The following is a 22792-nucleotide window of genomic DNA, read 5'->3' on the forward strand; positions in this document are numbered from 1 at the left end:
TAGACTAGTCATGCAAAGTTTGCACGCCCTGAACCCCTTTGTCTATCTCGAGCTGGTATTGAGAAGATTTTATATGTGGGGCTATGTATTTAGCTTGAATCTCCAGCTCAGGTCTAGGTATAGGTTCGATGGGAACAATGACACTCGACATATTTTCTCCTTTAATAACAGCCTCCTGCCCTGCCAATAGGCGAGCCGTCTTAGCTAACTGCACAAACTCATGACGATAGCCAAACGCGTCTTGCCCCATTGCAGAATTAGCCAGATCGATCACCTTAGAATAGCTCAAATCATGGGTATATAGGCTCTGATTAATCAATTGCCCCAGTCCGGCAACCGCGGCGGAGAATCTATAGTCATCGCTAGCCTGGGCTAATGTCTTCACTCCAGAATCTCTGCGAATCGCATATGAGATCAAACGGCTGGTATCTTGCCCTATAGGCTTGTATCGCAACTTGAGGAAGGCTATCTCATCCCGACTATATTTCTCCGTGCCGGTGGCATTATCATAGCCATATCTGAGTTTGTCGTTAGCCTGATTGGGACTATCTACATAGCTTATCTCATAGAGCGCTGTGACCCTGTGACCCGCACCTATCTCGCCGGCATCCACCTTGTCATTATTGAAGTCTTCACGATTGAGGGCCCGGTTCTCATAGCCTATTAAACGGTATTCGGAGACGATTGCCGGATTAAACTCTACTTGAATCTTCACATCTTTGGCTATGGTCAACAGGGTCGAACTCAGCTCATCCACCAGCACCTTACGTGCCTCATTGAGCGTGTCTATGTAGGCATAATGACCATTGCCCTTATCGGCAAGCTGCTCCATCAGGTGATCGTTATAATTTCCTTGACCGAAACCTAAGGTCGTTAGGGCTATGCCTTGGTCACGTTTGCTTGCTATCAGGTCCATCAAGGCCTGATGATCTGTGGTGCCGACATTAAAGTCACCGTCGGTGGCCAAGATCACCCGATTGACACCACCTTGGATGAAGTGTTTCTGCGCGAGTCGATAGGCCTGCTGGATCCCGGCGCCTCCATTGGTCGAGCCCCCCGCCTTGAGGCTATTCAATGCCTGATTAATCGCCTGAATGTCATTGCCTTTTACCCCGTCGAGCACCACACCCGAAGCCCCAGCATAAACCACGATAGACACATGGTCTTGCTCACTCAGTTGTTGGGACAACATCTTCAATGATGTCTTTAGCAGCGGCAGTTTATCTTGCGAGTTCATCGAGCCAGAGACATCAAGCAAGAAGACTAGGTTACTCGCCCCTAGCTGGGACTTATCGACCTCAAATCCCTGGAGGCCAATCCTGAGCAACATCTTATGGTCATTGTAGGGAGACGGTGCCAGCTCGGTATTGACACTGAATGCCTGCTCGAGTCTAGAGGGGATTGAATATTGATAATTAAAATAATTGATCATCTCCTCGACTCTAACCGTCCCCTTCTCTGGCAGGCGTCCCTGATTGATCCAACGCCTCAGGGTCGTATAACTGCCGGTATCGGTATCGATTGAGAACGTGGATACCGGGATTTCCCCCGCCACCATGATGCCATTGGCAACCTGTCGTTCAAAATTATCCCTGTTGCCTGCACCCCTATACACTGGCACACTGGGGCCGCTCATCTGCCCCGAGGTTTGATGCCGGCTTAAGGATTTCATCTTAATTATACGCTCACTGGCTTGCCTATCGGCCCTGTAGATGCCACTCGATACAGAGAGTGACATATCGGCAGATTTATCATCTGAGATGGCTTGATCGGCCAATGTTCGATGCTCAATTATGGCATCCTTGGCTTGCACTCTTATGGGCTGGCTCTGAGGATTAATTCCATCGGGCGTATTCGGGTCAGCTTCGGCCACCTCTTGCTTTGACACTGGCAGTTGCTGCTCCTTTACCTCTTCTTGCTGCTGATAAACAGCTGCTGCATTGGTTTTTTCTGCATCACTGTGCTGCCCGCCACAGGCAGTCAAGGCCAATAGTAGCGAAACCGAGATGAGTGATAATCCAAACCCTTGCACACTTTTCATCGTTGTGAATTGATCAGCTGCGAAATGAGCTGTTGAATCTTGCGCCTGATCTGCTTTTGAATAAGCCATGAGCCTGTCCTCGCGTCTGTTGATAAGCTTATAAACGCAGACAAAAGCGAAAAGGGTTATTTAACTACTCGTTCCATTAAATAAGTGGTCATTGAGCGAGTCGCTCCCCTTGTAGACAAAGATATGATGCACGCAAAATCGACATAAAAAAACGTCACTCAACCTTAAGGCTAAGTGACGTTTCGTCAAACGATACAGATAAGCGCCTAGCGCTTTAGGGCAAGCTTATGCGTTAGCCAACTTTAGTTGCAGCTTAGCATCTTTAGCTTCGACAGCAGCGGCAGATCTGGCACGCTCCTCTCTTACCGCGACAGCCATGGCGTCATCACCCACGGCTAACATTTGCGCGGCTAAGTAACCCGCATTCTTAGCACCGGCGCTACCGATAGCCACAGTGGCCACAGGGACACCGCCAGGCATCATCACGGTAGATAACAAGGCATCATGACCCTGAAGTGGGCCGCAATCGATTGGGACGCCAATCACTGGACGGGTAGTGATACCGGCAACCGCACCCGCTAAGTGGGCCGCTAGACCGGCGGCACAGATGAAGACCTTACAACCGCGCTCTTCTGCATCAAGCACATAGGCGTGAGTAGCTGCTGGAGTACGGTGAGCCGAGGTCACCTTAGCTTCGAATCGAATACCAAAGCCCTTAAGCACATCTAGGGTGGCTTGCATGGTGGGTAAATCAGAATCAGATCCCATCAAGACGGCAACGAATGGTTTGCTCATTTTAAATCCTTATGTAGGGTATAGCTTAGCGTTAATTATAATTTGTGGGGTATTATAATGTAATAATGCACCGATTGCTTGATCCCAGCAACGGCTCCCCAAGCCAGGGCCTAATTATCACCTAGCTTGATCCCCACTGCAAATAACCCATGCCGATAGACTAATAACAAAAGCACCTTTAAGTGTAGCGAACGATGTTGTGGTTATCTATTCGGGTCTAGTCCAACCGGACACCTCACGTTGTCATTTTTAATCGCTGATAAGTGTTATATACCCGAGCCTAGTATGCAGCCGTTCGTGGTTGTAATACCGGATATATCTTCAACATCTAGCTTCATTGATTCTCGTGTTAAATGGACCACTTTTAACAGCCATTCATGCTTCAAGCTTCCAAAGAAACGTTCAACAACAGCCTTGATGCGTCCTTAAATAGATCACAATTACTAATAGTTTAATCAATTTAATATCAGTGGGTTGCATTTAATCCTCTTCAGTATTTGTGACAATATTGCCCTCTATTTTTGCATACTAGGTTCCAGCGCTAGGCTGTGATGATTAATCTTGCCGATAGCAGTTTCACTTTGCTCACTGACGAAAGACTGGGTAGGTAATTGATTAACCTTGGATGGCTGCGCGTTTTAATAAACCATCAATACTGCTTCTTACATCCCCAAACACTCGATCATCTTCGTTAAACGGGGTGAGCATTGGTGCCGTACCGCACAGAAACAACTTATCATTTTCGAGCAAGGCAGCGGCCACCGACTCTTGTTCATTAGTTTTCCAAGTACCGTCTTGATAAAACACCGTATAGGCATCGTTAAATTTCCCCGCAAGTTCGATACCGCCAGCCAGAGTAAAAGCACGAGTGAATAGGTGTACGGAAAATTTCATATCAGCTAACTCCAAGGCCATCAAGGCTAAACACCAAATGGGCGTTTGATCACCTGGGAGCAATATGACGCTAAGAGGCTGTTTTTTATGTTTAACTTTCGAATTTAAACGCATTAAGGTATAGCGGATAAGTTCATTCTCTGCGAAACCTAATGTGGCACCATTATCGTTAATCTGCGCTAACGCTGCAAAAACGGGCTCCATCAAGCGTTCCCAGCAAATTGGAGCGGGGTAATGTGCAAAAAAATGTTGTAATAGGTACTCGACTTTAGTCACTGAAAAGGACTCGATCGCCACAAGCAGTTCTGCAATTGAACTCTGCCAGTTTTCAGATTCATACCCTTCTGATAAAGCAGAAATATCAGTATCAAGTAGTGGCTTTAGCTTACCTAATGGCACCCCCCGAGCAACCAGAGACAAAATTTTCTCGATGGTAGCGACATCTTGATCTGAATATAGTCGATGTCCTTTGGCGCTTCTCTGTGGTTTAAGCAGTCCATAACGACGCTCCCATGCTCTCAATGTTACGGTATTGACTTGCGTACGAGCACTCAATTCACGGATAGGAAACGGGTTACTGTTATCATGTTTTTCCTTGATCATTACTATCTCCACTCTAGCGTTTACCACCTCCAATAGTTATACAGAAAAAAATAATGTACAAGAATAAAGTTGTACATTATTATTTAGCGTATAGGTATTTGAAGTGCAATGTCTCCGGTTATTGTTGGAATAGCCACCATTGGAGCAGGTGTCTCTGGTTGTTTTTTTCCAGTCTGCTTCATGAACCGCTTTTGTTGTGCCTTGATTGCGACAATTATACATACATGAAGTGAGGGGTAGATATGGGAAATAAAAATATTATTTGCACCGATAAGCTTGGAGCTTATGTAGAAGAACAGACCAAAGAGAACACATCGATTCAGGTCGGCCTGAGTGCTTGCTTAGCTGGCCACGAGGTACGTTATAATAGCGGCCACACCCAATCTCGCTTGTGTCTTGACGTATTAGGTAAGTACTTTAACTTCAAGACATTTTGCCCTGAAGTGGCTGCAGGGTTTGGCACACCTAGGCCAACAATGCGACTCATCGGCGACCCCAGCGCGCCGACACTGGCTTTCAGTGATGGTAGCGGAGATTTAACTGCTCAGCTAGTTAACGGTTTTGAACATAAATTATCTGAGATGAGCAACCTAGACGGTTATATCTTAATGAAAAACTCTCCCAGTTGTGGGCTAGAGAGAGTGAAAGTGTATCAAGCTAACGGACATCCGCACCAAACCAGGAGTATGGGTTTATTCGCCAAAGCTCTGAAGTGCCAATACCCGCTTATGCCCATCGAAGAAGAGGGACGTTTAAATGATGACACCCTATACGATAACTTTGTGATGCGTGTTTACGCCTATCACCATTTTCGTCACGAAGTCTTGCATCAGCCTAGCGTACGCAAACTCATAGAATTCCACGCGAGTTACAAATATGTATTGATGGCACACAGCCAAACACAATATAAGCATTTGGGCCAACTCGTGGCGTCCCACAAGCGCGGGCCTTTAGACCAACTCATAAATGACTACTTTAAGCGCTTTATGCAGACACTGAGTAAGCCCGCTAATAGAAGGGGACACACTAACACTCTGCTGCATATTTTAGGCTACTTAAAAAAGTCGCTTTCTTCGGCCGCACGACAAGATATCGTTGACGTCATTTATAAATACAAAGACGGAATAACCCCTCTGGCAACACCGCTGACCCTATTAACACATTACTTGGGTCAATACGGTTCAAACTATATCAATGGGCAACGTTACTTACAGCCTTACCCTGAAAACATTAATCCGGTGGGAAAATATTGCCGCTAAATATTTAGCTTAAAAACAGAGGACAGAAATGAAGACAGAGATAAATATTGTATGGTTTGAGCAGGACTTGCGCCTAAGTAATAACCCTGCACTTGCCGCGTCGATAAACCAAGCGAGTATTTTACCTATCTACATACTCGATAATGAGAATGCAGGAGAATACCAGCTTGGAGGCGCGAGCCGTTGGTGGTTGCACCATTCGTTAACAGCTCTTAACAGCGCCTTGAACGGCAAGATGAATTTTTATGAGGGAGACCCAGCCTCCATAATTGCAGATTTATGTCGCCGATTTACTGTGACCGGAATTTATTGGAATCGGCGTTATGAACCTTGGCGAGTGTCTCGAGATAAAAAAATAAAACAACAATTATTGGCTCAAAGTATTCATGCACAAAGCTTTAACGGCTCATTACTGAACGAACCTTGGACAATACTGAAACAAGACAACACGCCATATAAAGTGTTCACACCTTACTACCGTCAGGCGAATAAGATGGGCTGTGATACTGCTATTTTACCTGAGCCTCAGTTACCTGGATCATTTCACACAGATAACCAGGCTATCACCTTAGATGCATTGTCATTACTGTCCCCAAAAGCCTGGGACGCTAACGTTGACGATTGCTGGACTCCTGGCGAATTGGGCGCGCAATCATCACTGCATAAATTCTTAAATAATGGATTAGAAAACTACCGCGAGGGCCGTGACTTTCCAGCCCTAAAAGCCGTATCAAGCCTATCCCCGCACCTGCATTTTGGTGAGATTTCACCGAGTCAGATAAACAAGGCCCTACTAACGGCCCCAGATGATAACAACCGAGAACACTTTAAACGGGAATTGTGTTGGCGAGAGTTTTCGTATTATTTATTATTTCATCGGCCAGAGTTACCCACTGAAAATTTGAAAGCTAATTTTAATCATTTCCCTTGGGATGACAATCCGGATAGGTTGGCACGTTGGCAACAAGGCCTCACAGGATATCCTATCGTTGACGCGGGCATGCGTGAACTATTGCAAACGGGATTTATGCATAACCGTGTTCGCATGATCACAGCATCATTTCTGGTCAAAAATTTACTTATAGATTGGCGTTTGGGAGCCCGCTGGTTTTGGGACTGCCTCGTAGATGCCGACCTAGCGAGCAACAGTGTGAGTTGGCAATGGATCGCAGGTTGTGGCACTGACGCAGCACCTTACTTCAGAATTTTTAATCCCATCACCCAGGGTGAAAAATTTGATGCTAAAGGCCGGTATACCAAAGCTTATCTTCCAGAGCTACATGGCTTGCCGACTCAATACTTATTTCGGCCTTGGGAAGCGCCTCCAGCAATATTAAAAAAAGCTAATATCACATTGGGTCAAACCTACCCGTTCCCCATCGTCGATATTAAACAGAGCCGAGCAAAAGCATTAAGCGCCTATGATCGGACAAAACACGTACACGACAATCACTAAAACGAAATATAGCCACAACGAAATATAGCCACCCATTGCTAATCAATAACATATCAAGTCTAGAGCATAAACAATCAATAATATTTACCCAAAAACCCATTCGCATAGGGGAATGACATATTCAAAGTCATCATTGCTGTAAAAAGAGGATTTAATGGGGGAAATGAGGAAATTTAAACGGCACTATTTAACCCAATTTATATTGAGCTCGTTATCAAAAGAAATGATTGGAACTATTCGCCAGCTTGAAAATACTGACAACAGCTAGAGAAATGCCGTCGTCGTTTCTCTAAATGATCACAGTAGCTGGTGAGTTCTTGCAGTGTCCCCACTGGCCCATGAAATAACTTGCCAAATTCTGAGATGATTCTGATCCATATATCACTGGGAATATTTAATCTGGTTAATATCTTAGCCGTATTCGAAGAGATAGCACCTCGTTTATCATTACGAATTATTCGGCCAGTTTCATCGACTAATTCAAGGTACTCTTTTAGTGAGAAGTTGATGCCTTTAGGTTGGTTTAGGCATTCATTGCCAATAAAAGGCAGCAGTCTTTTTGGTTGTTTGCCTTTTAAAGCCGCTTTTACTCGTAATTTAAGACTGGTGTAATCTGACTGTTCTGGCGTATCAGCCATTTTGGCTCGAATAGGATTAAGGTCTACATAGGCCATACAGGCCAGCACTGCCGCTTCATCGAGCAGGGCTTGTGACTTGAACCTACCCTCCCAGAAGTGACCCGTACAATTATCCTCGATATTGGCTTTTCTAGCTATGGGCTCGTTTAATGCCCGCATAAACCAACTTATGTCACTTAATCGACTGCGATACTGGGCTATTGAATGTTTGAGGGCGGTGATTTCATCGCTTTCTATTATTTCACCTTGCACAAATTTTTGAGTGATTTCAGTCCCTTTAAACAGTTGATGCCAATGCTCAATAACCTCTCTGTCAGTCCAACGATTAGACTGATAAATATCAACATTCAACACAAGGTGTAAATGGTTAGACATCACTGCATAGGCTGCAACATCGATGGCAAAAGCACTGGTTAATGTCAGCAGTTGTGATTCAACCCAGGCACGTCGATGGTCGTAGTTTTTTCCTGTAAGATTATCATCTCCCATCAACAATGCACGCCGGCAAACACGTGAGCAGCAATGGTACCAGGAAGTGTCTTCAATACTGATTTGAGTTCTTCTGGGACGCGGCATAACGGCTCTCCTACTATAACCAATAATTAAAGCTTAGTAGGAGAACAAATTTTTAGCCATTGACTATGGCTGGCACCATTAATACTCATAGTAGGAGAACAAATTTTTAGCCATTGACTATGGCTGGCACCATTAATACTCCTCGCTGGCACCATTAATACTCCCTCGTGAACGAAGTCAAACCGCTGATTGCAGACTTTTTAGAAAAAAGGGGGTTAACACTGTCTGAAGAGAAAACGCAGGTCACTCATATTAATGATGGATTTGACTTTTTAGGGTTCAACCTCAGAAAGTACAACGGAAAGTTACTCATTAAGCCGAGTAAATCCAACGTTCTATTATTTTTGAGTCACATGCGAACGCTCATCAAGAAACACGCAACCCTACCAGTCAATGACCTCATCAAATTGGTGAATCCTAAACTGCGAGGTTGGGCGAACTACTATCGCCATTGTGTTGCCAAACAAACTTTCAACTATATAGGTCACAAACTATTCCAGACGCTATGGCATTGGGCAGTAAGGCGTCACCCCACGAAAGCGAGAAGGTGGGTCGCCCTAAAATATTTCATCAACCGTAAAGGCCAATGGCAGTTTCACGGATGGAAGAAAATAGCGAACATGGATTGTCAGTTCAATCTTGTTCAAATTGCTCAAACACCAATTAAAAGACATGTAAAAATCCGAAGTGCAGCAACCCCTTATGATCCTGAATTTGCGGGCTATCTTAGTCAGCGGAAACAGCCAGAAGCATGCCGTAACTCGTGGTCAGAACCTGTCCAAACTGCTTTTTAAGTTGCTGGGTATCTAACGGTGCTTTAGCGGAGGCTTGAGCCTAGTGCAGTGAAAGTTGCACGCTGGGTTCTTAGGAGGGCGGCACTTGGTAACAAGTGTCGTCTATCCGACATTACTTTGATCAATATTGAGGGGAATGAGGATAAATAAAATGGCTTCTGTAACCGAATTACACAAGCCATTTTGATGCCAAACTATGAGTTAAATTTGTCAGGCTATCTATTTATCAGACTATCTATTTATCAGACTATCTATTTATCAGACTATCGCTGCATCAAAGGCTGCGGCGACATGATGCCAATGTATGGGTTGGGTACTCTACTTAAGCGAAGAAGAGGCGCCATAACCAGGATGAGTCGAGATCTTCCTTACAGGTCCGGTATTGTGCGGCATAGCGCTTAGATCTGGCATCGACCTTGCCGGCCACTTTTACCAGCCAGGCTTTCTGGTTATAAGATTTTCGCTTATAACCGCCCCAGCCTTCGTGGTAATTTAGATACTGATTCCTGGCATCCCACTTAGAGACGCCATTTATTTTATGAGTCTTGTAGATAAACCAGCCCATAAAGTCCATGGCATCATCGAAATTGCTGCGGCTGGACCAGGTATTACCCGTCTCCTTAACATAGTCATCCCAGGTCATGGTCTTAGCCTGAGCATAACCATAGGCATCACTGGCACGTCCAATGGGAATGAAGCCGAGAAAGTACTCCATAGGGGGCGCTGCATTGTGCTTAAAAGAGCTCTCCTGATACATCATAGCCAGGGGGATATGGACTGGCACACCCCACTTCTCTTGGGTTTTCTGTGCCGCGCTATACCAGGAGCGATTTTCTTGATAGATGGAGCATAAGTTCTCAGGGTTTTGTGGCGGGGCCGTGGCGCAACCTGAGAGTAATAATGCCAAAAAGGCTGCTGTTAAAGCCGAAAATCCTTTCATCATTGCGGATACCATGTGTAATACTAACTGGAATAAGTAAGTCGTGAACTTAATCAAAACGTTAGTGTCACACCCTTAGGTTAAAGAAGCAAACAAGCTGGCTTAAAAGTATCGAACATTCACTCTATATCGCCAGCTAATTGACGGGTAATGTACACTCATGCGCTTCTTCAAGCCAGATCACCGGCTGCCAAAAACCTGAGTCATTGCCGCGGTAGCGCTTGTCGGTATTAAATTTAGCCGCAAAATGATATCTGCGATTGGACTCGACTCTGATCACTAAATCTTTAGGCGTTCTGGCGGCTAGCTTCACCTTCAGAGATGGCGCACTGATCAACTCGGCAAAGGTAAAGGTATGTTCGCCGGGTGAGAGCCGGTAATTGGGTTTAGAGATGACAGGCTTGCCGTCTAGGTGAGTCACGACGGTTCGATAGAGATCTTGACTCAAATCGGGGTCGAGATAACCCGAGACCACACCACATCTAAGACTATCATCTGGCGGTGAGGCACAGCCAAAAAGCAAGATAAGCATGGAACATAGCACCAGTAATGGTTTCAAATCTTCACTCTCAACGGAAAAGGTTTATCTAAGCCATCATTAAAATATCGGCTGATAGATCTAACCACAGGCTAAAAATCATTTAGCCTGTGGGATTAACTTATGAAGGGATGGCGACCTTTTGTGGCGGCTTATTCGATGCTTCATCGCGGAAGTAATCCTCCAAAAATGCCTCAAAACTTTGGCTAGATTCGGCTTCCATCTTTGCTTGCTTAGACAAGGAGTCTAACGCAGCCTGTCTATATCGGGTGACAACTTGCTCTGGTAGCTCATATTCGTTCAACGCCTTATGATACTGTTTGGCTAAGCTCTTGACCCAGCAACCATGATCAATTTGACTCTCAATCAAGTGCGACATTACCCTTCCAGAGAGGGTTAAATCAGGATCATTGACCGCAGCTAACCAGGTATCTAATGCCTGACGGTAATGATTTTCACCCTCATTGTCCAACAGCTCGGCAATCGAACTCAAAGATGAAAACATCTGCTTCATCCAATCACTAAGGAGCACTGAGTGGCCTTTATTGCTTAATTCCAGACCTGGCTTACGCCCTTCCAGAATGACTCGGTTCAAGTTAGCGGATATTTCGGCTTCATCGTCCTCTCCCGATAAGGGAGAATCACTTAACAAACAATAGAGAAGGAACATGTCTAAGAAGCGCACCTGAGATGCTTCTATACCTATCGCGCTGTATGGGTTGACATCTAGGGCCCGAACTTCAATATATTCCACTCCGGCTCGTGCCAACGCATGCGATGGTTTTTCTCCATCGAGAGTGACTCGCTTAGCCCGAATTGGCGAATAAAATTCATTCTCTATCTGCAGCACATTGGCATTGAGCTGCCTAAATTCTCCATCGACCTTAACGCCAATTTTCTCAAAATTAGACGAGGGCATGTTGATGGCATTTTGCATCCCTTGCAGAAACTTATCCAAAGAGTCATAGCTGATGCTTAAGCTATCTTGCTCCTTGTTCGTGTAACCCAGATCACTCATTCTCAATGAGGTGGCATAGGGAAGATACAAGGTCCCCTTGCCCATTTTCTCAAACTCTATATCTGTCTGCTGCCCTTTAATGAACGAGCTACACAGGGCTGGGGATGCACCAAAAAGATAAGGCAACACCCAAACCATGCGTCGATAATTACGAATGAGCCCTAGATAGGACTCAGAGATAAAATCGGTTTTGGATCCCTGCTGATCGCTTAAAAGGTACAACTTGTCCCACAGCGGCTGGGATACGGAGAAGTTAAAATGAACCCCGGAGATAATCTGCATCTGAGCGCCGTATCTATAGGTTAATCCCTTACGATATAAACGCTTCATCTGTCCTGAATTTGAACTGCCGTATTCGGCAATCGGGATCTCGCTCACATCACCGACATAACAGGGCATGCTCACGGGCCATAGTCCTTGTTGGTTAAGGTTTTGCACCGTAAATGCGTGGGTATAGGTCAGGTCTTCGAGTAAGTCATCGATATCACTGAAAACAGGAGTGATAAATTCGAGCAGAGATTCACTGTAATCTGTAGTTATCCTGGAATGAGTGAGCGCGGAACCTAGTTCTCTAGGATGAGCGTCTGTCGCCAGATGACCTGACTCACTGATTCTTAATGCTTCGCGTTCTATGCCGCGTTGCATCCCCTGTAGTGCTGCACGCCCCTCTGAGTCAGAGAGTTGTTCGATCGATGTATTGAAAGAGTTCAATATTTTATTCTCTAATTTTGTCATCATTTATGCTTGTCTGGATCAGACCCGTCAAGTGTGCATTTAATTTCATTCACACCATTGACGGCAATTAGCCCCTCAGGCAAGTCACCTTTACTGAGCCATAAAGCGGCAGCATCCGTTCTAACCAGATGCCGCAACATACTAACACTAGATATATGGCCTAATTCAGCGATTACAACTCTAAATCTTCCACCGGATAACCGAGTGCTTTAATATCGGCCTCTATTGACGCCTTATCACCGACTATTAGCACTATCATCTTATGTAGATCGAGTTGTTTTCTCGCTAATTTATTCAATTCATCTTTCGAGATAGACTGGGTAATTTCAGTCTGTTTCTCGGTATAGTTATCATCCAACTGATATCTCTGTATACGGCGCATAAAGCCTGCCTTCTGGTATGGCGTCTCATAGTCTAACGCTTTACCTTGAGAGATTGAGGCGCGCATAAATGCAAGCTCTTCATCTGTCATACCTGATTGACGATATGCTTTTATCTCTTTGGCAAACTCTACCAATGCTTCAGATGTGACATCACTGCGAACACTCGCTTGAGCCAGATAGACACCTAGCTCTTTTCCACCAGCAAAAAAGCTTCGAGCGCCATAGGTATAGCCTTTATCTTCGCGTAAGTTGAGATTTATACGGCTGTTAAATGCCCCGCCTAAAGGATAATTCATCAAATATGACTTAAAATAGTCTCCAGTAGCATCATAAGGCAATGCACGCTTACCAATTTTGATCACTGACTGAGCAGCACCGGGTTTATCCAAGATGTAAATCTTCCCCCCCTTAAGCTTAGGGGATTTCGTTAATGCTGGCAGGGGCGTAGCCTCACCAGACCATTGACTAAACCCATGCAACTTTGCAAGTACTTCAGATTCATTGAGATCACTCACCGAGATAATTTGTGCATTACCAGCACGATATTGCTGTTGATAGAAGGCGTTAATGTCATCTAACGTCAACGAAGCAACAGACTCTAAGGTGCCGCTACTGCTTACCCCCAATGGACTATCACTGCCATACATCAAAGCATCGAAGGCGGTATTGGCCAAGAAATTAGGATCTGACATCATGTGTTGCAGACTCTGCAGTTGCTGCTGTTTCAGTCGGTCAAAATCTTCAGGTTTGAATGCCGGCTCAAATAATCTCTCCTGAACGATTGCCAGGGTCTCATCGAGACGTGAGGTCAAGCTGGAGATTTTCACATAGCTCTGATAGGTACTGGAGCCGAAAGAGACACTACTGCCTAGCATCTCTAATGCTTGAGCAAGCTCTTCTGAGCTGCGCTTCATACTAGATTCATTGAGCATGGCAGCGGTTAAACCAGCAAGGCCCGCTTTTTCAACTGGTACAAGTCGGTGACCACCATTAAGATAAATAACCAACTCAACCGTTGGTGTCTCCTCACTTTCAGTGCCCATCACCTCAATATTATTGGCTAATTTACCCCTCCATAATGTAGGAGAAGTGAGTACGGGCGCGGGCCCTGCAGGTGGCATTATGGTGCGATCGAAACCTGAGACTATTTGCTTATGGTCTACTACCTCTTCTACCGCTGTGTTGGAGTCAGTTAGCACTAGGGGCGTGAACGTATCTTCATGGGCGATAAGCTGCTCTTGCCCCTCGGGCACCACGCTCATGACCACCATAGGTTTGTTCTTAATATATTTGTCGAATACCCGCATCACATCGGCCTTAGTCACGCTGGCGTAGCGCTTAAGATCCGCTGAGATCATGTCGGGATTACCGGAGAAAGTCTGATTAAAGGCTAAGGTTGAAACCTTGCCCGATACACTCTGTAAACCGAAAATAGTCCCGGATTCAAACTGCACTTTTACCTTTTCCAGATCGTCATCGGTAACACCACGCTGCTCAAATTCGGCAATAGACAGCATCATTAGCTTCTCAATGTCGGCTAAATTGCCTCCTTTAGCAGGATTGGCCAGGGCGTACATGGAGAACTGACAGGCCAACTCCTGACAAGGGTGATTCACACCAGCCTGAACCGCATAGCCATCTTTGATCAAATTTTTATAGAAGATTGAAGTCTTACCGCCTCCTAAGATATTAGACAGCAGATCTAAGGCAGCCTCATCTTGATGACGGGCATAAACGGTTGGAAAGGCGATACGCAGCAAGGGAAGATGAACCTTATCTTCCATCGAGATATAGCGAGTCTTATCTAAGGTCAATAACTGCTTCTCATCGGCTTTGACTTCGGGACCTGCCGGGATCTCTCCAAAATACTTGTTAACCCAAGCTAAAGTCTGAAAATCATCGAAATTGCCCCCTATGGTGAGGGTGGCATTGTTAGGGCCATACCAGCGCTGGAAGAAGTGTTTCACGTCATCGAGATTGGCGCGTTCCAAGTCATCGGGCCAACCTATAACAGGCCAAGAATACTGATGGCCTTGGGGATAGAAGGCTTGATTAAACAACTCGCCCATTCGCCCGTATGGCTGATTATCGATACGCTGTGCTCGCTCGTTTTTAACCGTCTCACGCTGCACTTCGAACTTCTCTTCCGTCAAGGCCGGCAGGAAAAAACCCATACGATCAGACTCGAGCCAAAGCATCTTCTCTAGCTGGTTACTCGGCACCGTTTCGAAATAATTTGTTCTATCGTTATTGGTGGTGCCATTCAATGTACCACCGGCCTCGGTGACGGTTTTAAAATGCTGTTCATCGCCAACATGCTGGGATCCTTGAAACATCATATGCTCAAATAGATGAGCGAAGCCCGAACGGCCTTCAAACTCTCTGGCAGAGCCCACATGATAAGTCACATCCACATGGACTAAAGGATCTGAGTCGTCCTGGTGGAGAACGACCGTGAGGCCATTGGCAAGCTGATACTTCTTGTAAGGGATCCCAATCTCAGACTCGGCAACCTTAACGGTTTCTAATAGGGTCACTCCCACAGGAAGATTGACAGTTGACTCTTGGCTGACACACCCCGCCAAGGCAGCGGAGATGGCTGCAGCTAATATCCATTTTTTCACTTTCAAATCCTTAATATCAAATTATCTGAAGTAACATTAACCCAATCTTGTGCAATCGCCGCGACCAATATGCAGGTACACTTTACCTGCCTATAACCAATGAAGCGCAAGTCCGGCGACTAAATACAGCCGGTACACTCTTACCAGCCTATAACCAATGAAGCGCAAGTCCTGCGACTAAATACAGCCAGTACACTCTTACCAGCCTATAACCAATGAAGCGCAAGTCCTGCGACTAAAAAGTAGCGTACACTCTTACCTATCAATATCATCAGCGTGGATCTGAGTAAGGGAAGTTTCATCCACCCAGCCAATAAACACAATAGGTCGCCAATAATCGGCGTCCAAGCTAACAACAAGGCCCAATATCCATATTTCTCTATTAGCTCGATAGAGCGCTTATATTTTCCTTTAGCCATCTCCTCCGGACTGCGGGCAAAACGGCCTAAGCTCCCTAGATAATAGCTGGTTATCGACCCTAATGTATTGCCCACACTGGCTAGAATAACTAAGGCCAACCAGTTAGAACTGTCATCATTGAGTAATGCCACCAATAAAACTTCTGATCCACCCGGTAACAAGGTTGCAGCAAGAAACGCCGCACTAAACATCAACCATAACTCTGTCATAAAAGCTTACCTAATGAAAAAACATAATTTTTACGATAAACCAAGAGAAAAAACCCATGTTGCTCACCTGTTAAACATTGAGGTTATTAAAACAAACTTACTTATCACAATAAGTAATAACGAAATTGGTTTGTTTTGCAAGCCACTCTGTCTATACAATGCAGCAGCGGATATTGGCCTGATCTAATTTTGTTATAAAAAGGCTTAGGCTAGCATCCAGCACTTTTTTGAACGTTAATAATAAAAATTACTTGGAATTATATGATGTGGCAAACCATTAAACAGATCCCTTTTTGGCAGAAAGTCTTAGCAGGCTTTTTTTTAGGGGCTATGATAGGGGTGATCTTTGGCGAGTCAGCCACAGTACTTAAACCCCTGGGCGACCTCTTTATCGGCGCCATCAAGATGTTAGTAGCACCTTTGGTATTTTGTGCCATCGTTGTTAGCATCACAGCACTAGGCTCACAAGTGAGCCTGAAGCGTTTAAGCTTTAAAACGTTAGCCATGTTTATGTTTACTGGGACTTTAGCCTCCTTCATAGGCTTAACCGTAGGCTCGCTCATCGACATGGGCGGCAGCATGGATCTGGTCGCAACGGAAGTGAGAGAGCGTCATGTTCCCGGCTTTGCACAGGTATTGTTGGATATGATCCCGGTCAACCCCTTCGCCTCCTTGGCCGAAGGCAAGGTACTGCAGATCATCGTATTTGCAGCCTTGATAGGCATAGCCATCAACAAGGTGGGTGAGAAGGCCGAACCATTGAAACGCACCTTCGAAGCCGGTGCAGAAGTCATGTTCCAACTGACACGCATGGTCCTACAATTGACTCCTATCGGTGTCTTTGGCTTGATGGCCTGGGTTGTGGGTGAATATGGTCTATCGACTCTGTTGCCTTTAGGCAAATTCATCGCAGCCATTTATATCGCGGCCCTGATCCATATCATTGTCGTCTATGGTGGCTTGATTAAGTTTGTCGCTAAAGTTAGCCCACTGCAGTTTTTCCGTAAAGCCATGCCAGCACAAATTGTTGCATTTACCACGGCTTCCAGCTTCGGTACTCTGCCAGCCAGTACACGCTGCACCGAGTCCATGGGTGTCTCGAAACGCTATGGCTCTTTCGTATTGCCCCTTGGCGCAACCATGAACATGGACGGCTGTGGTGGTATTTATCCGGCAATTGCGGCTATATTTATCGCCCAGATTTATGGCATTTCACTGGATATGACTGATTACATGCTAATCGCAGTCACTGCAACGGTAGCCTCTGTAGGCACGGCAGGTGTACCTGGGAGTGCTATGGTGATGTTATCAGTGACTCTGGGTGTCGTCGGTTTACCACTTGAGGGCATCGCCTTCATCGCTGCCATCGATCGTATTATCGATATGATTAGAACCAGTACCAACGTGACTGGCGATATGATGACAGCGGTGGTGATCGGTAAGTCTGAGGGGCAATTTGATGAAGCGCAGTTCTACGCCACAGAAGAAGAGCCCTTAAAGCAACAAGCAAGCAATTAAGCCTGCTACTCCCCGGTTAAAACAAGCCGCAACAGCGGCTTGTTTTCCAATATCCGGTTCAAAATCAGTTGAATTGGTATTATACTTACCCCAAATTGAACTTGGCTTACGGGCCTGACTTGCAACACTGAAGGATACACAATGGCAAAAGTCTTTCTGTTCCCTATTTTCCTTTGTCTCTTATGGACACTATTTTTGCATTTCAACGGCGTGTCCATTAAGCAAGGAAAGAAAGGTTTCATCTATATCATAGCCATTAGCGCGACGGTGATCCTCTCCCTGGGGGTGTTACTCTGGCTTACTGCCGAGCAAAATATTCGCAGCTAATTTTCTGTTCCACACCCTGTTCCAACCCCTTAACCTTGAGTTTTGCGCCTACCCATTGCCAAAATGAATAACAGAATAGGGATTAATTGGAAATATTGCCGCGTTTATAGTATAAGCTCACACGAATCTGCTTTAACCCATTTCTAACCGTTAACTCTGGAACAAATCATGTCAGATAAGTTTTTCTTCATGGGGCGTAAAACGCCAAAACCTAAGCACGAAAGCTATGGCTTTAACACTAAACGCACCCAGAAAGCTGGCACAAGTCAGAACCCACTGAGTTTATCCGTGGTTTCTGATGAGCGTAAAACAGAGATAGAGGCCATTCTTGAGCAGCATGGGCTATTGGCCAACATAGAAGTCAATGTCGAGGGTGTTGAAAATATCAGCGAGCTAGATGGCATCTTGAACAAGCCGGTCACGACTCGATTCGATAAAACGCCCAACAGGAATGATCCTTGCCCCTGTAATAGCGGAAAGAAATATAAGAAGTGCTGTGGTTAGAAGGTAACCATATTAACCATAGTGCAATACAATAAAGCCACTGAACTCTCTGAGACAGTGGCTTTATTTTTATCGGTCAGCTTACGTTGTAGCCATAGTGTCTAATTCAAATATTATGTGCCTAGATATGAGCCGGAAAGGTATTAGCTTTGGAATGGTATTACAATAATTTTTACATCCTCTAAAAAAGCCCATCGAAAGATGGGCTCAAGTCTAGCAACGGCTTGTTTATCCGAGGACAGCGATTAATACACCTGCGGCTACGGCTGAACCCAGTACGCCAGCCACATTAGGGCCCATGGCATGCATCAACAGATAATTATGTTGATTCGCTTCTAATCCCACCTTGTTGACCACTCTCGCAGCCATAGGGACCGCAGAGACTCCTGCGGCACCAATCAGCGGATTAATCTTACCGCCAGAGAGCTTACTCATTAACTTAGCCATCAGGACGCCCGTTGCCGTTCCTATCGAGAAGGCTATCGCACCTAATACCAAGATCCCTAAGGTCTCCAGTTGGAGGAACTTATCGGCAGATAACTTAGAGCCGACAGCCAAACCTAGGAAGATGGTGACAATATTAATCAGTTCGTTCTGAGCCGTGTTCGACAGTCTGTCGACTACACCGGATTCCCGCATCAAGTTGCCCAGGCAGAACATGCCTACTAAAGGCGTCGCAGCAGGCAGAAACAAGATGGTTAATCCCAGCACCATCAGCGGAAAGATAATCTTCTCTTTCTTACTCACTTCACGCAACTGCTCCATCTTTATCTGACGCTCAGACTCAGTGGTTAACAATCTCATGATAGGTGGCTGGATCAGAGGAACCAAGGCCATATAAGAGTATGCCGCTACCGCAATGGCTCCCAAGAGCTCGGGGGCAAGTTTAGAGGCTAAGAAGATGGCTGTCGGACCATCTGCACCTCCAATGATCGCGATGGCGCCCGCATCTTTCATTGAGAATTCGAAACCGGGTACCCAGTTAAGCGCTATTGCACCAATTAAGGTGGCAAAAATACCGAACTGGGCCGCTGCGCCTAACAATAGCATCTTAGGATTGGCGATTAAGGCACCAAAATCGGTTAACGCCCCAACGCCCATGAAGATAAGCAGAGGAAACACCCCAGTTTCTATGCCTACATGATAGGCAAGAAACAGTAAGCCCCCTTCATCGACGAAACCACCATTGGGAATATTGGCCAAGATAGCCCCGAACCCTATCGGCAATAATAACAGGGGCTCAAATCCCTTCACGATCGCCAGAAAAAGCAACAAGGCACCGACGGCCATCATAAAGACTTGGCCTGGGGTAAAATTAGCAATTCCCGATGCGGCCCAAAAAGCAATTAATCCTTCCATTGAGACTCCTAAGCTATGCCGAGTAATTGATGGCCTACGGTGACAGTATCACCCTCTTTGACCCATACCTTGCTGATCACCCCATCGGCTTCGGCGCGAATTTCTGTTTCCATCTTCATCGCCTCTAAGATGATCACCACGTCTCCCTCTCGGACTGCATCACCCGGAGCCACATTCACTTTAAAGATGTTGCCGGACAGAGGCGCATTCATCTCAAACTTTATCACTGCTGCAGCTTGAGGAGCCGCTTGAGCCTCATTTGGCACAACGAAAGGAACCAGATTATCACTGCCGGCAATCTGACTGATATCGCCGCCTGGTGAGACCTGTACCACATAACTCTGCCCCTGAACATTGACAGTGTAAGTCTCTGAACCTCGCTCAGGTGCTGAAACAGCAGGCTGAGCTGGAGTAGCGACACTCTCTTCAGGTTTAGGCTCGAATGCATCTGGGTTATTACGATTCTTGATAAACTTAAGGCCAATTTGTGGAAATAGCGCATAGGTCAATACATCGTCGACCGACTCACTCGCGAGCTCGAGCCCCTGTTCATCAGCCTTCTGCTGTAATTCGGCGGTAAGCCTATCTAGTTCAGGTACCAGCAGATCCGCTGGGCGACAGGTTATCGCTTTCTCTCCCTTAAGCACGCGCGCTTGTAACTCGGCATTGACTGGGGCAGGAGTGGTACCATACTCGCCTTTTAACACACCTTCAGTCTCTTTCGTCATCGACTTGTAACGCTCACCGGATAATATATTGATGACCGCTTGAGTGCCGACAATTTGCGAGGTTGGCGTGACTAATGGCAGGTAGCCGAGATCTCGCCTAACCTTAGGTATCTCTTCTAGCACTTGATCTAACTTGTCGCCAGCGCCCTGCTCTTTGAGCTGGCTCTCCATATTTGTTAGCATACCGCCGGGAACTTGAGCCCTGAGGATGCGAGAATCTATGCCTTTGAGCTCACCTTCAAATTGCGCATATTTCTTACGTACGACTCTGAAATAGGCGGCAATCTCTTCGAGTAAGGCCATATCGTATCCCGTAGCCCTGTCAGTGCCCTCTAGCATGGCAACTAAGGTTTCGGTGGCACTATGACCATAGGTCTGACTCATGGAAGACACTGCGGTGTCGAGCACGTCGATACCGGCTTCGATGGCTTTAAGATAAGTAGCAGTACTGAGTCCGGTTGTTGCATGACACTGCATCGAGACCAATAGATCTGTCTGAGATTTTATTTGGCTAATCAAATCGAAAGCATCATAAGGTTTTAATAGGCCAGCCATGTCTTTAATACACAGTGAATGGCAACCCATGTCTTCCAGACGTTTTGCCATGTCGACCCAAGTATCTAAGGTATGCACTGGGCTCGTGGTATAGCAGATAGTCCCCTGAGCGTGTCCACCGACTTCGACCACAGCCTTCACCGATGTTTCCAGGTTACGTACATCATTCATGGCATCGAATATTCGAAACACATCGACGCCGTTTGTATGCGCTCTCTCGACAAACTTGTACACCAGATCATCGGCATAATGACGATAACCGAGTAAATTTTGTCCCCTTAACAGCATCTGCTGAGGTGTATTTGGCATCGCCTTCTTTAGCTCACGCAATCGCTCCCAGGGATCTTCACCAAGATAACGAATACAGGAATCAAACGTCGCGCCTCCCCATGACTCCAGAGACCAGAAACCCACTTTATCTAGTTTGGAGGCGATGGGAAGCATATCCTCGAGACGAAGACGTGTGGCGAGGATAGATTGATGTGCATCTCTTAAGACGACATCAGTTAATGCAAGTGGATTGCTCATGAAAACTCCCTACTAATTTTATTATGCTTTAGCGCGATATTGATGGATAGCCGAAGTGATCACCGCGATAATCTTTGGATCCATTCCTGCAGCCTGAGTGCTTTCATTCTCTGCAGTCCTGGTTGCTTTATCTTGGGGCAAAGGGGCAAATTTTATCGCCACTAATTTAATGCACACAATGAGCATTGTTAGAAATACAAAGACCAGGCCCATGCCTAAAAACATGATGCTTACGGCTTGCACAATTTGCTCAGATATCGAGTTCATATCATCCTCAGTATTAACAGAAGCTAGTTCGCGTCGCCTGCATGCTCTACATAAGCATTCAAAATTGAATACAAACAGAACAAATCCAGCTATTTATTCACTTAATCGCTATTTTTAATGACGAAGAAGATAAAATAAACTCGCCTAAAGAAGCATTAAGTGGCTAGCACTAGAAAAACAATAACCAATCTATAACAAAATAGCGAGGTACTTGTAAATTGGTCATACCAAGATTAGTAAAAACAAACACCCACCAATGAGAATTCAACAATAAAATTAGGGGTGCACTAAGTAATCACTAAATATAAGTCGGTAAAATGCAAATAATAATTAAAAAGCAGATAAAGACCCGGAAATGAATTTTGCTGAACGAACAGAAACAGCCACAAATGAAAATTTATGCAATTTCGAATCTAAAAATTGATGCAGGGAGAAGCAAGCGGGAAAGATTGCTGCGACTTAGATATATAAAAAAGCACAATATTTGGCCACAAAAAACTGCAAAGATGAGTAGACGGGGCTATATGTGATGCTAAAGAGTGCTAGACAGAAGAGGGAGTCGACCCTGCTAACACTCGATTCGTAGCCGCTAGGGCTATTCAGCTGAGCTAGGCGCGCAGTTCTCGTTACCTATGTCATCTATGCTAGATAACAATGTTCTTGTATGACTAGGTCAGTATCAAGCGAATATGCGATCAGGCACAAAAAAACCCGTAGACATGAGTCGACGGGCCTATTGACTGTGATGGCGCAGAGAAAGATTCAAACCTCTGACCACCAGACTCGTAACCAGTAACTCTACCCAGCTGACCTACACGGGTAAATCTGGTCACGTTAGCTATCTTGGTTATCTAAATTAGATAAGCCTATTTGCAGATAATTATGACTGACTAGAAATGAAAATATGGTGCGGATGGGAGGAGTCGAACCTCCGACCGCCTGGTTCGTAGCCAGGTACTCTATCCAGCTGAGCTAGATCCGCACAAATAAAACTTTTTTCTTACGATATTGAATGGTGCGGATGGGAGGAGTCGAACCTACAAACACTTGGTTCCTAGTCAGGTACTCTATCCA

General features: G+C 45.6%; 17 protein-coding genes, 1 tRNA gene and 2 pseudogenes. 6 read left to right on the forward strand and 14 right to left on the reverse strand.

Annotated elements, in window-relative coordinates; all coding sequences use genetic code 11:
- Positions 1-4: 4 nt before the first annotated feature.
- From HRU42_RS08755 to HRU42_RS08770, 4 genes and pseudogenes are all read right to left on the reverse strand, one after another.
- The gene (locus HRU42_RS08755) at positions 5-2110 is read right to left on the reverse strand and encodes a VWA domain-containing protein (protein ID WP_295030359.1); all 2106 of its coding nucleotides are present in this window, start codon (positions 2108-2110) and stop codon (positions 5-7) included.
- Positions 2111-2335: 225 nt separating this feature from the next.
- A complete protein-coding gene (gene purE, locus HRU42_RS08760) occupies positions 2336-2845 on the reverse strand; it encodes a 5-(carboxyamino)imidazole ribonucleotide mutase (RefSeq protein ID WP_295030360.1) in 510 nt (169 codons plus the stop codon).
- A 249-nt stretch (positions 2846-3094) separates the two neighbouring features.
- Positions 3095-3258: pseudogene (locus tag HRU42_RS08765) on the reverse strand (IS3 family transposase); the annotation flags it as partial.
- Positions 3259-3460: 202 nt separating this feature from the next.
- A complete protein-coding gene (locus HRU42_RS08770) occupies positions 3461-4342 on the reverse strand; it encodes a MerR family transcriptional regulator (RefSeq protein ID WP_295030361.1) in 882 nt (293 codons plus the stop codon).
- Between the two features lie 242 nt (positions 4343-4584).
- Here HRU42_RS08770 and HRU42_RS08775 point away from each other — a divergent pair, with 242 nt between their 5' ends.
- Positions 4585-5601: a DUF523 and DUF1722 domain-containing protein gene (locus HRU42_RS08775; protein ID WP_295030363.1), complete on the forward strand. Its 1017-nt coding sequence runs from the start codon at positions 4585-4587 to the stop codon at positions 5599-5601.
- A gap of 28 nt (positions 5602-5629) precedes the next feature.
- The gene (locus tag HRU42_RS08780) at positions 5630-7057 is read left to right on the forward strand and encodes a deoxyribodipyrimidine photo-lyase (RefSeq protein ID WP_295030365.1); all 1428 of its coding nucleotides are present in this window, start codon (positions 5630-5632) and stop codon (positions 7055-7057) included.
- 233 nt (positions 7058-7290) lie between these two features.
- Here HRU42_RS08780 and HRU42_RS08785 read toward each other — a convergent pair whose 3' ends face one another.
- A complete protein-coding gene (locus HRU42_RS08785; protein ID WP_295029943.1) occupies positions 7291-8271 on the reverse strand; it encodes a transposase in 981 nt (326 codons plus the stop codon).
- A gap of 170 nt (positions 8272-8441) precedes the next feature.
- Between HRU42_RS08785 and HRU42_RS08790 the strand changes: the two are divergent.
- Positions 8442-9065: pseudogene (locus HRU42_RS08790) on the forward strand (group II intron maturase-specific domain-containing protein); the annotation flags it as partial.
- Positions 9066-9387: 322 nt separating this feature from the next.
- Here the strand turns inward: HRU42_RS08790 and HRU42_RS08795 are convergent.
- The 5 genes from HRU42_RS08795 to HRU42_RS08815 form a co-directional block, all read right to left on the reverse strand.
- Complete coding sequence (locus tag HRU42_RS08795) at positions 9388-10005, reverse strand: hypothetical protein (RefSeq protein ID WP_295030387.1); 618 nt, start codon at positions 10003-10005, stop codon at positions 9388-9390.
- 136 nt (positions 10006-10141) lie between these two features.
- Positions 10142-10564: a hypothetical protein gene (locus HRU42_RS08800; RefSeq protein ID WP_295030369.1), complete on the reverse strand. Its 423-nt coding sequence runs from the start codon at positions 10562-10564 to the stop codon at positions 10142-10144.
- Between the two features lie 100 nt (positions 10565-10664).
- Positions 10665-12299, reverse strand: a complete 1635-nt coding sequence (gene gshA / locus HRU42_RS08805) for a glutamate--cysteine ligase (protein WP_295030371.1) — start codon at positions 12297-12299, stop codon at positions 10665-10667.
- Positions 12300-12468: 169 nt separating this feature from the next.
- Positions 12469-15303 (reverse strand): pitrilysin family protein, encoded by a 2835-nt coding sequence (locus HRU42_RS08810; RefSeq protein ID WP_295030373.1) that lies wholly within the window; start codon positions 15301-15303, stop codon positions 12469-12471.
- Between the two features lie 206 nt (positions 15304-15509).
- Positions 15510-15932 carry a YqaA family protein gene (locus tag HRU42_RS08815; RefSeq protein ID WP_295030374.1) on the reverse strand — a complete coding sequence of 141 codons (423 nt, stop codon included), beginning with the start codon at positions 15930-15932 and terminating at the stop codon, positions 15510-15512.
- 261 nt (positions 15933-16193) lie between these two features.
- Between HRU42_RS08815 and HRU42_RS08820 the strand changes: the two genes are divergently transcribed.
- The 3 genes from HRU42_RS08820 to HRU42_RS08830 all read left to right on the forward strand — a co-directional run bounded on the left by HRU42_RS08820 (position 16194) and on the right by HRU42_RS08830 (position 18281).
- The gene (locus HRU42_RS08820) at positions 16194-17450 is read left to right on the forward strand and encodes a dicarboxylate/amino acid:cation symporter (RefSeq protein ID WP_295030375.1); all 1257 of its coding nucleotides are present in this window, start codon (positions 16194-16196) and stop codon (positions 17448-17450) included.
- 141 nt (positions 17451-17591) lie between these two features.
- Positions 17592-17777: a hypothetical protein gene (locus tag HRU42_RS08825; protein WP_295030377.1), complete on the forward strand. Its 186-nt coding sequence runs from the start codon at positions 17592-17594 to the stop codon at positions 17775-17777.
- 168 nt (positions 17778-17945) lie between these two features.
- Positions 17946-18281 carry a PBPRA1643 family SWIM/SEC-C metal-binding motif protein gene (locus HRU42_RS08830; protein ID WP_295030378.1) on the forward strand — a complete coding sequence of 112 codons (336 nt, stop codon included), beginning with the start codon at positions 17946-17948 and terminating at the stop codon, positions 18279-18281.
- A gap of 228 nt (positions 18282-18509) precedes the next feature.
- Here HRU42_RS08830 and HRU42_RS08835 read toward each other — a convergent pair whose 3' ends face one another.
- From HRU42_RS08835 to HRU42_RS08850, 4 genes are all read right to left on the reverse strand, one after another.
- On the reverse strand, positions 18510-19640 hold the full coding sequence (locus HRU42_RS08835) for a sodium ion-translocating decarboxylase subunit beta (protein WP_295030380.1): 1131 nt from the start codon (positions 19638-19640) through the stop codon (positions 18510-18512).
- An 8-nt stretch (positions 19641-19648) separates the two neighbouring features.
- The gene (oadA, locus tag HRU42_RS08840; protein ID WP_295030381.1) at positions 19649-21451 is read right to left on the reverse strand and encodes a sodium-extruding oxaloacetate decarboxylase subunit alpha; all 1803 of its coding nucleotides are present in this window, start codon (positions 21449-21451) and stop codon (positions 19649-19651) included.
- Positions 21452-21472: 21 nt separating this feature from the next.
- On the reverse strand, positions 21473-21718 hold the full coding sequence (locus tag HRU42_RS08845; protein ID WP_295030383.1) for an OadG family protein: 246 nt from the start codon (positions 21716-21718) through the stop codon (positions 21473-21475).
- 905 nt (positions 21719-22623) lie between these two features.
- A tRNA-Arg gene (locus tag HRU42_RS08850) sits at positions 22624-22700 on the reverse strand.
- Between the last annotated feature and the right edge of the window lie 92 nt (positions 22701-22792).

The sequence above is a fragment of the Shewanella sp. genome (assembly GCF_013214165.1).
GTDB lineage: Bacteria > Pseudomonadota > Gammaproteobacteria > Enterobacterales > Shewanellaceae > Shewanella.